Annotated in this window: 15 protein-coding genes; 7 read left to right on the top strand and 8 right to left on the bottom strand. The window is 72.3% G+C overall.

Annotated features, from left to right (window positions below):
* Positions 1–76 precede the first annotated feature (76 nt).
* The 4 genes from ABD401_RS02970 to ABD401_RS02955 all read right to left on the bottom strand — a co-directional run bounded on the left by ABD401_RS02970 (position 77) and on the right by ABD401_RS02955 (position 3,716).
* On the bottom strand, positions 77–802 hold the full coding sequence (locus ABD401_RS02970) for an enoyl-CoA hydratase (RefSeq protein ID WP_344601426.1): 726 nt from the start codon (positions 800–802) through the stop codon (positions 77–79).
* A 17-nt stretch (positions 803–819) separates the two neighbouring features.
* Complete coding sequence (locus ABD401_RS02965; protein ID WP_344601424.1) at positions 820–1,317, bottom strand: hypothetical protein; 498 nt, start codon at positions 1,315–1,317, stop codon at positions 820–822.
* A 61-nt stretch (positions 1,318–1,378) separates the two neighbouring features.
* Positions 1,379–3,139, bottom strand: a complete 1,761-nt coding sequence (locus tag ABD401_RS02960; protein WP_344601422.1) for an acetyl/propionyl/methylcrotonyl-CoA carboxylase subunit alpha — start codon at positions 3,137–3,139, stop codon at positions 1,379–1,381.
* 28 nt (positions 3,140–3,167) lie between these two features.
* A complete protein-coding gene (locus tag ABD401_RS02955; RefSeq protein WP_344601420.1) occupies positions 3,168–3,716 on the bottom strand; it encodes a MerR family transcriptional regulator in 549 nt (182 codons plus the stop codon).
* An 83-nt stretch (positions 3,717–3,799) separates the two neighbouring features.
* Here ABD401_RS02955 and ABD401_RS02950 point away from each other — a divergent pair, with 83 nt between their 5' ends.
* The 3 genes from ABD401_RS02950 (at position 3,800) to ABD401_RS02940 (ending at position 6,729) form a co-directional block, all read left to right on the top strand.
* Positions 3,800–4,969, top strand: coding sequence for an acyl-CoA dehydrogenase family protein (locus ABD401_RS02950; protein WP_344601418.1), 1,170 nt, complete (start codon positions 3,800–3,802; stop codon positions 4,967–4,969).
* A 66-nt stretch (positions 4,970–5,035) separates the two neighbouring features.
* Entirely contained in the window at positions 5,036–6,565 is a 1,530-nt protein-coding gene (locus tag ABD401_RS02945) for an acyl-CoA carboxylase subunit beta (RefSeq protein WP_344601416.1), read from the top strand.
* Positions 6,562–6,729: an acyl-CoA carboxylase subunit epsilon gene (locus ABD401_RS02940; protein ID WP_344601414.1), complete on the top strand. Its 168-nt coding sequence runs from the start codon at positions 6,562–6,564 to the stop codon at positions 6,727–6,729. Before ABD401_RS02945 ends, ABD401_RS02940 begins: the two co-directional genes overlap by 4 nt.
* Here ABD401_RS02940 and ABD401_RS02935 read toward each other — a convergent pair.
* Positions 6,701–7,594: an SDR family oxidoreductase gene (locus ABD401_RS02935; RefSeq protein WP_344601481.1), complete on the bottom strand. Its 894-nt coding sequence runs from the start codon at positions 7,592–7,594 to the stop codon at positions 6,701–6,703. The two genes, ABD401_RS02940 and ABD401_RS02935, sit on opposite strands and share 29 nt — an antisense overlap.
* Positions 7,595–7,707: 113 nt before the next feature.
* On the opposite strand from ABD401_RS02935, the gene ABD401_RS02930 reads away from it, so the two are divergent.
* Together ABD401_RS02930 and ABD401_RS02925 are read left to right on the top strand one after the other, a co-directional pair.
* Positions 7,708–8,298 (top strand): TetR family transcriptional regulator, encoded by a 591-nt coding sequence (locus tag ABD401_RS02930; protein ID WP_344601412.1) that lies wholly within the window; start codon positions 7,708–7,710, stop codon positions 8,296–8,298.
* A 4-nt stretch (positions 8,299–8,302) separates the two neighbouring features.
* Positions 8,303–8,488, top strand: a complete 186-nt coding sequence (locus ABD401_RS02925; protein WP_344601410.1) for a hypothetical protein — start codon at positions 8,303–8,305, stop codon at positions 8,486–8,488.
* A gap of 10 nt (positions 8,489–8,498) precedes the next feature.
* Here ABD401_RS02925 and ABD401_RS02920 read toward each other — a convergent pair whose 3' ends face one another.
* The 3 genes from ABD401_RS02920 to ABD401_RS02910 form a co-directional block, all read right to left on the bottom strand.
* A complete protein-coding gene (locus tag ABD401_RS02920) occupies positions 8,499–8,786 on the bottom strand; it encodes a ubiquitin-like small modifier protein 1 (protein WP_344601408.1) in 288 nt (95 codons plus the stop codon).
* Positions 8,783–9,883 (bottom strand): WD40/YVTN/BNR-like repeat-containing protein, encoded by a 1,101-nt coding sequence (locus ABD401_RS02915; protein WP_344601406.1) that lies wholly within the window; start codon positions 9,881–9,883, stop codon positions 8,783–8,785. The genes ABD401_RS02920 and ABD401_RS02915 overlap by 4 nt, the downstream gene beginning before the upstream one ends.
* Positions 9,884–10,053: 170 nt before the next feature.
* Positions 10,054–10,659 carry a Maf family protein gene (locus ABD401_RS02910; protein ID WP_344601403.1) on the bottom strand — a complete coding sequence of 202 codons (606 nt, stop codon included), beginning with the start codon at positions 10,657–10,659 and terminating at the stop codon, positions 10,054–10,056.
* Positions 10,660–10,710: 51 nt separating this feature from the next.
* Here ABD401_RS02910 and ABD401_RS02905 point away from each other — a divergent pair, with 51 nt between their 5' ends.
* Positions 10,711–11,940, top strand: coding sequence for a homogentisate 1,2-dioxygenase (locus tag ABD401_RS02905; protein WP_344601400.1), 1,230 nt, complete (start codon positions 10,711–10,713; stop codon positions 11,938–11,940).
* Positions 11,937–12,791, top strand: coding sequence for a class I SAM-dependent methyltransferase (locus ABD401_RS02900; RefSeq protein ID WP_344601398.1), 855 nt, complete (start codon positions 11,937–11,939; stop codon positions 12,789–12,791). The genes ABD401_RS02905 and ABD401_RS02900 overlap by 4 nt, the downstream gene beginning before the upstream one ends.
* The last annotated feature ends 18 nt before the right edge of the window (positions 12,792–12,809 follow it).

Raw genomic sequence — 12,809 nt, 5'->3', positions numbered from 1 at the left:
CGCAGTAAGGGGTGACACCCTTTCTTGACGTCGGGGCCCGGGGCCCGGGGCCGGGGCGCGGGGCAGGGCGGGTTGGTCAGACGCCGCGGAAGGCGGGGGCGCGCTTCTCGGCGCGGGCGGTGCGGGCCTCGACGAGGTCCTCGCTGGACCAGCACCGGTCGAACGCGGCGACGAGGTCGGCCTCGGGGACCGGTGCGGCGAGGGCGTTCAGGACCTGCTTGTTGTACGAGAGCGTCAGGGGAGCGAGGGCGGCGAGTTCCTGAGCCCAGGCGACGGCGGCGTCGAGGTCGCCCTCGCGGTCCGCGAGGCCGTGGGCGAGGGCCTCGGTCGCCGTCAGCTGCTCGCAGGCGAGCAGGAGGCGCCGGGCCGGGCCGCCGCCGGCGAGGTCGGCGATGCGGCGGATCGTCCACGGGTCGACCGCGAGGGCGAGCTTCGCGGTCGGGATCGCGAACACCGCGCCGGGGGCGGCGACGCGAAGGTCGGCTGCGATCGCGAGCTGCGTACCGCCCCCGATCGCCGGGCCGTTGACCGCCGCGACGACCGGGACGGGCGCGGTGTTGACGGCCTGGAGCATCCCGTAGAGCGAGGCACGGAAGTCGCCGGTGTAGACCTCGCCGAAGTCGGCGCCGGAGCAGAAGCTCGACCCCGTCCCAGTCAGGACGAGGGCGCGGGCGCCGGCGGCGACAGCGTCGGTCACCGCGGCCTTCAAACGGTCGCACACCTCGATGTTGAGGGCGTTCCGCTTGTCGGGTCGGTTGATGGTCACGACGGTGATGCGGTCGTGGGTGGTGCTCTCGATCAAGCGGGGCTCCTCGAACCTCAGGTGTACGCGACCCGGACGGTCTTCACCGAGTCGCCGGTCCCGGTCGCGGAGCGGGTCCCGGACCGGAGATGGCCGGCGACCTTCATCGTCGCCCGCTGGTCGCCCAGGCAGGACCACGGGACGTGGATGTCGATGCGGTCCCGGGTGTCGTCCCAGGTCGCGACGAAGTCGGAGCAGACGCGGGCCGGCTTCTTCCCCGCCCGGTCGCGGGTCACCAGGTACGTCTGGTGGCCCGCCTTGGTGCGGGTGCTGGAGACGCGGAAGACCTGCCCCGAGCGGGGGAACGTCAGCGTGAAGCCGACGGTGGCCGTGCGCAGCTTGAGATCCCGCACGGACAGTCGCGCGGAGAACCCGTCGGCGTCGCTGACGTATCGCGCGCCGGTCAGGTCCACGAAGGCCGGGAGATGACTCTCGGAGCCCTCGGAGACCAGAACCGTGTCGGCGCCCGCAGAGGACGTGACGAGCAGCCCGACCGCGAGGCTGCCGGCGATCACCGGCAGCCCGAGCGTGGCCAGCAGGGACCTGCTGGGCCGGGGGAGCGGTCGGGCGATGACCTCAGTCCTTGATCTCGCAGAGCACCGATCCGCTGCTCACGGTGGCGCCGACCTCGGCGGACAGACCGGTGATCGTGCCGGCCTTGTGGGCGTTGAGCGGCTGCTCCATCTTCATCGCCTCGAGGACGACGATGAGGTCGCCCTCGGCGACCGTCTGGCCCTCCTCGACGGCGACCTTGACGATCGTGCCCTGCATCGGCGAGGTGAGCGAGTCGCCCGACGCCGCGGCGCCGGCCTTCTTGCCCCCGGCCTTGCGGGCCTTCTTCGCCGGGCCCGCAGCGGAGGCCGGGCCGGCCGCGGCGAGACCCGCGGGCAGCACGACCTCGAGGCGACGGCCGCCGACCTCGACGGTGACGCTCTGGCGCTCCTCGGCCTCGGGGGCCTCGGCGCCGGCGCCCGCGTACGGGGTCAGCTGGTTGTCGTACTCGGTCTCGATCCAGCGGGTGTGGACCGTGAACGCGTTGCCGTCGGTCGGCGCGAACGCCGGGTCGGAGACGACCGAGAGGTGGAACGGGATCACCGTCGGCATGCCGTCGACGACGAACTCGGACAGCGCGCGGCGCGAACGCTCCAGCGCCTGCTGGCGGGTCGCGCCGGTGACGATGAGCTTCGCGACCAGCGAGTCGAACATCCCGGGGATGGTCTCGCCGACCTCGTAGCCGGAGTCCAGACGGACGCCGGGGCCGGACGGCGGCTTCCACGCGGTCAGGGTGCCGGGAGCCGGGAGGAAGTTGCGTCCGCCGTCCTCGGCGTTGATACGGAACTCGATCGAGTGGCCGCGGATCTCGGGGTCGCCGTAGCCGAGCGCCTCGCCGTCCGCGATGCGGAACATCTCGCGGACGAGGTCGATGCCGGTGACCTCCTCGGACACGCAGTGCTCGACCTGCAGGCGGGTGTTGACCTCGAGGAAGGAGATCGTGCCGTCCTGGCCGACGAGGAACTCGCAGGTGCCGGCGCCGACGTAGCCGGCCTCCTTGAGGATCGCCTTCGAAGCGCTGTACAGCTCATCGATCTGAGCCTGCGTCAGGTAAGGCGCGGGCGCCTCCTCCACCAGCTTCTGGTGGCGGCGCTGCAGCGAGCAGTCACGGGTCGAGACGACGACGACGTTGCCGTGCGAGTCGGCCAGGCACTGGGTCTCGACGTGACGCGGGCGGTCGAGGTAGCGCTCGACGAAGCACTCGCCGCGGCCGAAGGCGGCGACCGCCTCGCGGACCGCCGACTCGTAGAGCTCGGGGACCTCCTCGAGGGTGCGCGCGACCTTGAGGCCGCGACCGCCACCGCCGAACGCCGCCTTGATCGCGATCGGGAGGCCGTGCTCCTTCGCGAAGGCGACGACCTCGTCGGCACCCGAGACCGGGTCCGCCGTGCCGGCGACCAGCGGGGCACCGGCCTTCTGCGCGATGTGGCGCGCCTTGACCTTGTCGCCGAGGCCGATGATCGCGGACGGCGGCGGACCGATCCAGGTCAGCCCGGCGTCGATCACCGCCTGGGCGAAGTCGGCGTTCTCGGCGAGGAAGCCGTACCCGGGGTGGACCGCGTCGGCGCCGGACTTGCGCGCGGCGTCGAGGATCTTGTCGATCACCAGGTAGCTGTCTCCCGGCGTCGACCCCCCGAGGGCGAAGGCCTCGTCGGCCACCCGGACGTGCAACGCATCCCGGTCGGGCTCGGCGTAGACCGCCACGCTCCCGATCCCGGCGTCCTTGCACGCACGTGCCACGCGCACGGCGATCTCACCGCGGTTGGCGATCAGAACCTTCTGCACCGTCGTTCCTCCTCAGACCGGACGGAGTCTATTGAGCGCCCCGCGGACGTCCGCGCGACGGTCGGCGCTGACCGTCCGGACGACTGTGTGCATGAGCGTGTGAGCGGGCTTGCGAGTGCTGCGGAGAAGCCTGCGGACGATCTTCCCCGGAACCGCCGGTGTGACCCGTGCGGCCGGAGAGACGGGCGAGATCCGCTCGCACCTTGGCCTCGACGCGGTCGAGCTCCTCCAGGCTCTCCTCGATGTCGCGGCGGCGCGCCTCGAGGTCGACGCGCCGGGCGTCGAGCTGTTCGAGCAGGTACTGGAGCTGGCCGACCTCGCCGGGGGCGGCGTCGTACATGTCGATGATCGTGCGGATCTCGTCCAGCGACATGCCGAGCCGGCGGCCGCGGAGGATCAGCTTGAGGCGCACCCGGTCCCGACTGCGGAAGACGCGCGAGGTGCCGCGCCGCTCGGGGGAGATGAGCCCGAGGTCCTCGTAGAAGCGGATCGTGCGCAAGGTCACGTCGAACTCGGCCGCGAGTTCCGTGATCGTCCACTCCTGGCCGGGGGAGAGCTCTTGCGCCGCCTCACTCACGCCGCTTACGTTAACGTAAGCGTCAGCTGCTCCGCCAGCCCGAACTCCGTCCGCGTTTCCGGTGCCCCGAGGTGATCCGCCCCATGTCCTTCGCCCTCTCCGAGGACCACGAGTCGTTCCGCAAGGTCGTCCGCGACTTCGCCGAGAAGGCGCTCGCGCCGAACATCGAGCGTTGGGAGGCCGAGGGCAAGGGCCTGCCGACCGAGGCCGTCCAGGGGATGGCCGAGCTCGGGCTGTTCGGCCTGACGGCCGAGGAGGAGTACGGCGGCGCCGGCGCCGACCTGACGACGCTCTGCGTCGCGATCGAGGAGATCGGCCGCGTCGACCAGTCCCTGGGCATCACGCTCGAGGCTGCGGTCGGTCTCGGCATCAACCCCATCGCCACCTACGGCACCGCCGAGCAGAAGGCGCAGTGGCTGCCCGACCTCGTCGCCGGTCGCGCGCTCGCGGGCTTCGGCCTGACCGAGCCCGAGGCGGGTTCGGACGCCGGCGGCACGCGCACCAAGGCCGTTCTGGAGAACGGCGAGTGGGTCATCGACGGTTCGAAGGCCTTCATCACGAACTCCGGCCACGAGCTGACCTCCGTCGTCACCGTGACCGCCCGCACCGGCACGACGGCCGACGGCAAGGCCGAGATCTCCGCGATCATGGTGCCGACGAACACGCCCGGCTTCACCGCCGAGCCGGCGTACCGGAAGCTCGGCTGGCACCTGTCGGACACGCACCCGCTGACCTACGACAACGTGCGCGTGCCCGAGGCCAACCTGCTCGGGCAGCGGGGTCGCGGCTTCGCCCAGTTCCTCAACATCCTCGACGACGGCCGCATCGCGATCTCCGCGCTCGCCGTCGGTCTCGCGCAGGGGTGCCTCGACCACTCGCTGGCCTACGCCCTGGAGCGCAAGGCGTTCGGGCAGCCGATCGGCAAGAAGCAGGGCGTTGCGTTCCAGCTCGCCGACCTGCAGGTCGCGGTCGAGGCCGCGCGTCTGCTCACCTACAAGGCCGCCTGGCTGAAGGACTCCGGCCGCCCGGTGAAGGAGGTCAAGCAGGCCGCCTCGATCGCGAAGCTCTACTCCAGCGAAGCGGCGGTCAGCGCGACCCGCACCGCCGCCCAGATCTTCGGTGGCTACGGCTTCATGGAGGAGTACCCGATCGCCCGCTTCTACCGGGACGCCAAGATCCTGGAGATCGGCGAGGGCACCTCCGAGGTCCAGCGCATCCTGATCAGCCGCGGCCTCGGCCTCCCGGTCGAGTAACTCCCGGTCGAGTAATCGGCCAGCTCAGCCCGACCCGTCCGCTGCCGGCGAGATCGAAGGACCCGCATGACCGAGGACATGGCCAAGGCGGTCGCCGCCGCGCGTGAGGCCACGCTCGTGCCCAACGCCTCCGCGCTGAAGAAGCTCGGGGCCCAGAACAAGCTGCACGTCCGGGCGCGGCTCGACCTGCTCTTCGACGAGGGCACGTTCGTCGAGGACGGCCAACTCGCCAACGCGCTCGCCGTCGGCCTCCCCGCCGACGGTGTCGTCACCGGGCGGGGACTGGTCGACGGCCGGCCCGCGCTGGTCGTCGCCAACGACCCCGCGGTCAAGGCCGGCTCCTGGGGCGCCCGCACCGTCGAGAAGATCGTGCGCCTCACCGAGACCGCGCTGCGCGAGGAGTTGCCGGTCTTCTGGCTGATCGACTCCGCCGGTGCCCGCATCACCGACCAGGTCGAGATGTTCCCGGGTCGTCGCGGCGCAGGCCGGATCTTCCACAACCAGGTCGCGCTCTCCGGTCGCGTCCCGCAGATCTGCTGCCTGTTCGGCCCGTCGGCCGCCGGTGGCGCCTACATCCCGGCGTTCTGCGACCTCGTGATCATGGTCGACGGCAACGCCTCGATGTACCTCGGTTCGCCGCGCATGGCCGAGATGGTCGTCGGCGAGAAGGTCTCCCTGGAGGAGATGGGCGGCGCGCGGATGCACGTCTCCGTCTCCGGCTGCGGCGACCAGCTCGCCGTCGACGACGAGGACGCGATCGAGCAGGCCAAAGCCTACTTCTCCTACCTGCCGACCTGCTGGCGGGAGCAGCCGCCGGAGTTCGCGCCCGAGGAGCCGGCGCGGCCGCTGACCGCCGAGGTCATCCCGGCGAAGGAGAGCCAGCCCTTCGACGTCCACGACCTGCTGGACGCCCTGCTCGACGAGGACTCCTTCTTCGAGGTCAAGCCGATGTTCGCGGCCGAGCTCGTCGTCGGCTTCGGCCGGCTCGACGGCAAGGTCGTCGGCATCCTCGCGAACAACTCGGCGGTCAAGGGCGGGGTGCTGTTCACCGACTCCGCCGACAAGGCCGCCCGGTTCATCTGGTGCTGCGACGCCTACAACATCCCGCTGCTGTACCTGGCCGACGTCCCCGGCTTCATGATCGGGTCCGAGGTCGAGCGGCAGGGGATCATCCGTCACGGCGCGAAGATGATTACCGCCGTCTCCGAGGCGACGGTCCCTCAGATCTCGGTGATCGTGCGGAAGGCCTACGGCGCCGGGCTCTACGCGATGTGCGGCCCGGGCTTCGGCCCCGACGCCTGCATCGCGCTCCCGACCGGCCGGATCGCGGTCATGGGTCCCGAGGCCGCCGTCAACGCCGTGTACTTCAATAAGATCGCCGAGATCGCCGACGAGACCGAGCGCGCCGAGTTCGTCGCCGCCCGGCGTGCCGAGTACGAGGCCGACGTCGACCTGCTCCGCCTGGCCGCCGACCTCGTCATCGACGCGATCATCACGCCGGAGGAGCTGCGGGCGGAGCTCGTCGCGCGCTTCCGGCAGTCGGTCGGCAAGTCCCGGCACTTCACCGAGCGCCGGCACGGGGTTCCGCCGGTATGACGGACATCGCGATCACTCGGGGTGAGCCGACGGCCGAGGAGGTCGCGGCGCTCGTCGCGGTGCTCTGCGCACGGCCTGCCGGCGCCGCCCCGCTCACCGGGTACGAGGCCTGGCGCCGCGGTCGGCTGGCTGCGCTCAACGGGGCGAGTACGCGCCCACGTTGAGGTCCTCGAGCAGGGTCGGGCCCGACGGGTTCCAGCCCAGCTCGCGGCGCGTGATCTCGCTCGAGGTCGGCGCGTCCATGCCGAAGAGCTCGGCGAGGAAGCCGAAGTGCGCGGCCTGCTCCGGCGGGATCGATCGCGCCGGCACTCCGAGCTGTCGGCCGATCGCCTCGGCGATGTCCCGGGTCGGGACGCCGACCTCGGCCATGGCGTGCACGACGGAACCGGCCGGAGCTCGCTCCAGAGCCCGGTGCACGAGGTCGGCGGCGTCGGAGACGTGCACCGCGGGCCAGCGGTTCGTCCCGTCGCCGAGATAGCCCGAGACTCCGGTCTGCTGCGCGATCCCGACGAGGGCGGCGACGAACCCGTGGTCGCCCGCCCCGTGGACCGTGGGGGCGAACCGCACGACGACCGACCGGACGGCGTTGGCCGCGAGGTCGAGCGTCACGGCCGCGTTGGCGTACCGCGGGTGGACCGCGGGGTCCGGGCGGTCGTCCTCGGTGATGACCCGGCCGCCCGGCAGTCCCAGCACGCCGGAGGCGAGGACGAACGGTTTGTCCGAGCCCTTGAGGGCGTCGCCGAACGCGTCGATCGCGCGCCGGTCGCTGACGACGGCGCCGGTGAAGTCGCCCGCGAAGGCGATGTCGTGCCGGAACGCGAGGTGGACGACGCCGTCGGAGTCCGCGGCCTGCGCGTGCAGCAGGTCGAGGTCGTCCAGGCTCCCGCGGACGACCTCCGCCCCCGCCGGGATCGCGGCCGCAGCCGCGTCGGACCGGGCGAGCCCGACCACCTCGTGGCCGGCGGCGAGCAGACGGGTCACGGTGGGAACGCCGATCCAGCCGGACGCTCCAGTGACGAAGATGCGCATCGATTCCTCCAGTGATGTCAGTTCCTGACATCGACGGTACGTCACGATGTCAGTCTCTGTCATCACCGCGAAGCGACTGATGTCAGAATCTGTCATCGCCTACGCTGGTAGCCATGGGTCGTTGGGAGCCTGACGCGAAGGGTCGCCTCTGCGCCGCGGCGCTCGAGCTCTACAGCGAGCACGGGTTCGAGGCGACGACCGTCGCGCAGATCGCCGAACGCGTCGGCGTCACCGAGCGGACCTTCTTCCGCTACTTCGCGGACAAGCGTGAGGTGCTCTTCTCCGGGGCGGAGGCCTTGGAGGAGGTGATGGTCGCCGCGCTCGCCGCGACCCCGGCGTCGACCCCGGCGCTGGACCAGGTCGCCGCCGCGTTGCGGGCCGCGAGTGACTACTTCCCGCCGCGGGAGCTCTCCCGGAGCCGGCACGAGGTCATCACGGCCAACGCCGACCTGCGGGAGCGGGAGTTGATCAAGCTCGCCCGGCTCTCCGGGGCCCTCACCGACGCCCTGCGTCGCCGGGGCGTCAAGGAGCCCGCGGCCGGGCTGGCGGCCGAGACCGGGATGGCGGTCTTCAAGGTCGCGTTCGCGCGGTGGGTGACCTCCCGCGGCCGCCGTACGTTCGCCGACTTCGTCGACGAGGCCCTGGCCCAGTTGCACGACCTGGCCGGAACGACTGGAGCCGGCGCGGCATCGGGCGCACACTGACGGGATGTGGAACCGGCTGCTCAGGGTCCTCGCCCCGTTGGTGGGGCTGGCGATGGTGACGATGCCCGGCGTCGTCGCGCCGGTGATGACGCCGAGTCAGACGAACTGCGTCGGCGGGGCCTGCGACCTGTGCCCGGTGGTCGCCACGGTCGCCGCCGCGGCGGGGGCCGAGCTCTACTGCATCGCCTGACCGGGACCGCCTAGCCCCCGGACACCGCCGGGATCACCAGCACCTCGACGCCGGGCGGGATCTCGGTCGCGAGGCCACCGGTGTCCCGGACGTTCGTCTTGTGCACGAACACGTTCACGTGCGGGCGCAGGACGCCACGTTCGTCGCGGATCCGCCGTTCCAGCGCGGGTCGCTCGGCCGCGAGCCGGTCGAGGAGGGCGCCGACGGTCGCGTTCCCGTCGAGCGGCACGTGCAGGACGGCCTGCCCGCCCGCGAACCCACGCAGGATCGCGGGCAGGCGGACCGGGACCTCGATCACGCCGGCTCCGGGAGCACGGCGGCCTTCACGCACAGCACCGGCGGCAGGTGGGCCGCGATCTGCTGCCAGCTCTCGCCGCGGTCGGCGGTGGCGTAGACCTCGCCGTTGCGGTTGCCGAAGTACACGCCGACGGGGTCGGCGTCGTCGGCGCACATCCCGTCGCGGAGCACCGCCCCGTAGTGCGGGTCCGCGGGGAGGCCGTTGGTCAGCGCCGACCACGTCGCGCCCGCGTCGTCGGTGCGGTAGACGCGGCACTTGCGCTCGGGCGGGAACCGCTCCTCGCCCGACACGATGGGGAAGACGAAGACCGAGCCGGGCACGTTCGGGTCGGCGACCATCGGGAACCCGAAGTCCGCCGGCAGGCCCTCGACGATCGAGACCCAGCGGTCGCCGCCGTCGTCGCTGCGGTAGACCCCGCCGTGGTTCTGGGCGAACAACTGCTCGGGCCGTTGCGGGTTCCGTGCCACCTTGTGCACGCACTGGCCGAACTCCGGCTCGTCGCCGGGCAGGAAGTCGGCCTCGATCCCGCGGTTCGCCGGTGACCACGACTCACCCCCGTCGGTGGTCCGGTAGACCCCGCCGGTCGACATCGCGACCAGGACCCGGTCCGGGTGGGTCGGGTGCGGCAGGACGGTGTGCAGCGCCTGGCCGCCACCGCCGGGCTGCCACTCCTTGCGGTGGGGGTGGTTCCACAGGCCCTCGACGAGCGAGAACGTCTCGCCGCCGTCGGTCGAGCGGAACAGCGCGGAGGGCTCCACACCGGCGTAGACGACGCCGGGCTGGTCCGCCGGCGCCGGGGCGAGTTGCCAGACGCGCGCGACCGCCGCGTCCGTCCCCTCCGGGAACCGGACCGCGCCGCGCTCGGTGTCGACCCAGGTCGCGCCGAGGTCGTCGGACCGGACGACCATCGGGCCCCAGTGCCAGCTCATCGCCCCGGCGAGGATGCGCGTGCGCCCGCCGCGGGTGTCGATCGCGGCCGAGTAGACCTCGCTCATCCCGAAGTGGGGTCCGGTCAGGGACCAGCTCCTCCGGTCGTCGTCGCTGCGGGCCAGGAACAGCCCTTTCGCCGTGCCGATCGCTACCAGCGCGCTGGACATGCGTCACCGTCCTTGTCCGGGGTTCTCACCTCACCAGACTCCGCCGACAACCGGAACTCATCGGTTTCCGCCGCCGCCCCCGTGAAACAAAGGGTGACACCCCTTACTGCGCAGTAAGGGGTGTCACCCTTTGTTGACAACGGCGGCGGCGGGTGGGGTGCCGGGCGGCGTCAGGCGGGGAGCTCCCAGAGGGCGGTCCAGGCGATGCCGAGGGCGGCGCAGAGGCGGCGGAGCAGCGGCAGGGAGACGCCGACGACGTTGTGGTGGTCGCCCTCGATGCCCTCGACGAACGCGCCGCCGCGGCCGTCGATCGTGAAGGCGCCCGCCACCCGGAGGGGTTCGCCGGTGGCGACGTAGGCCCCGATCTCGGCGTCGGTGACGTCGGCGAACCGGACGGTGGTCGAGGCGGTCGCGACCGCGCGGCGGCCGGTGGCCGGCTCCATCAGGCAGTGGCCGGTGTGCAGCACGCCGGTGCGGCCACGCATCGCGCGCCACCGCTCGGTCGCGGCCTCCGTGGTCTCGGGCTTGCCGAGCGCCTGGCCGTCGAGTTCGAGCAGGGAGTCGCACCCGAGGACGACGGTGCCCGGCACCGGCTCGATGCGCCCCACCACGGCCTCGGCCTTCATGGTCGCGAGCAGTTCGGCGGTCGCCGCGGGCGTTGGGCCGAACACCGCGGTCTCGTCGACGTCGCTGACGATCACCTCCGGGTTCAGCCCGGCCCGCCGCAGCGTGGTGAGGCGGGCGGGGGAGGCGGAGGCAAGAATCAGGTGCGGCACGGGGAGCAATTGTGCCGCCGTGATCGCGCCCGCTGGGGGCAGGATGAGCTCATGCCCTACTACCGGGTGGCGGGAGCGATCCCGCCCAAGCGCCACACGCAGTTCCGCCGGCCCGACGGCGGGCTCTACTCCGAGGAGCTCATGGGCGCCGAGGGGTTCTCCTCGGACTCCGCGCTGCTCTACCACGCGCACGTGCCGTCGGCGATCGTCGACAGCCGCGGCTGGGACCTCCCGGATCTGACGACGACTCCGAATCACCCGCTCCGGCCCCGGCACCTGCGGCTGCACGCCCTCGGCGAGCAGGGGAACTGGCGGACCGCCGACGCGGTGACGTGCCGTCGGCTGGTGCTCGGCAACGCCGACGTCCGCATCAGTTACGCCGCCGTGGGCGCCGGCTCGCCGCTGTACCGCAACGCGATCGGCGACGAGTGCGTGTACGTCGAGGGCGGGACCGCGACGGTCGAGACGCTGTTCGGTGCGATCGACGCCGGCCCCGGCGACTACGTCGTGATCCCGCGCGGGACGACCCACCGCTGGGTGCCGACGGGTGACTCCGCCGGCGGGTCGACACCGCTGCGCCTGTACGCGATCGAGGCCAACTCCCACATCACGCCGCCGAAGCGGTATCTCTCCGCCCGCGGCCAGTTCCTCGAGCACGCGCCCTACTGCGAGCGGGACCTCCGCCCGCCGGGGGAGCCGCCGCTGATCGAGGCCACCGACGTCGAGGTGTACGTCAAGCACCGCGGGGCGCAGGGCGTCGTCGGCTCGATCGTCACCCACGCCACCCACCCGTTCGACGTCGTCGGGTGGGACGGGTGCCTGTACCCGTACGCCTTCAACCTCGCCGACTTCGAACCGATCACCGGGCGGGTGCACCAGCCGCCGCCGGTCCATCAGGTCTTCGAGGCCACCAACCTCGTCGTCTGCAACTTCGTGCCGCGCAAGGTGGACTACCACCCGCTCGCCGTGCCGGTGCCGTACTACCACTCGAACGTCGACTCCGACGAGGTCATGTTCTACGTCGGCGGCAACTACGAGGCGCGCAAGGGCTCGGGGATCGGGCTGGGCTCGATCTCGCTGCACCCCGGCGGCCACGCCCACGGCCCGCAGCCGGGGGCGGCCGAGGCGAGCCTCGGCGTGGAGCGCTTCGACGAGACCGCCGTCATGGTCGACACCTTCCGGCCGCTGGAGCTCGGTGAGGGGGCGCGGGCCTGCGAGGACCCGGACTACGCCTGGTCGTGGGCGGGCCGAGGGTCCGGGGCGACCGGGATGGACGCGTGAACACGCCGCGGGTCGACCCGGCGAACGCGGAGTCGCTGCGCACCTGGGACGGGACCGACGGCGAGTACTGGGCGACCAACGCCGACGCCTTCGACGCCACGCTCGCGGCGTACATGGAGCCGTTCTTCGAGACCGCCGACCTGCGGCCGGCCGAGCGGGTCCTCGACATCGGCTGCGGGTGCGGCCGGACGACGATCGACGCCGCGCGCCGCACCTCGCCGGGCCGCGCGATGGGGGTGGACCTCTCGGCGGCGATGCTCGACGTCGCCCGGCACCGGGCGCAGGCCGAGCAGGTCGCGAACATCGAGTTCGTCCAGGCCGACGCGCAGGTCTACCACTTCGAACCGGGCGGGTTCGACGTCGTGCTCAGCCGGTTCGGGGTGATGTTCTTCGCCGACCCGCCGACGGCCTTCGCCAACATCGCCCGGGCCCTGCGCCCGGGCGGCCGTGTGCTGTTCGCGGTGTGGCAGTCGCCGGCGCACAACACTTGGATGCAGGTCATCCGGGACTCCCTGGCGATGGGCCGGGACCTGCCGGCGCCCCCGCCGGACGCGCCCGGCCCGACGTCGCTGGCCGACCCCGACCGGGTCCGGCACCTGCTCACCGGGGCGGGACTGCACAAGGTGAAGCTGACCGGTGTCCGGCGGCCGGCGTGCTTCGGGACCGACCTGGAGTCGGCCTACGAGTTCGTCTCCGGGCAGCCGTGCGTCCGGTTCCTCCTCAAGGACCTGGACGACGCCGCGCGCGCGGAGGGCCTCGCCGCCCTGCGCGCCACGATCGCCGAGCACCTCACCGGCGACGGACTGCTGCTGGACTCCGCGGCGTGGTTCGTCACGGCGGTGCGGCACTGAGGCCCTCCCGGGCCGTTC

This window comes from Sporichthya brevicatena (assembly GCF_039525035.1).
Taxonomy (GTDB): domain Bacteria; phylum Actinomycetota; class Actinomycetes; order Sporichthyales; family Sporichthyaceae; genus Sporichthya; species Sporichthya brevicatena.
This window is presented reverse-complemented; position numbering and strand designations above follow the sequence as displayed.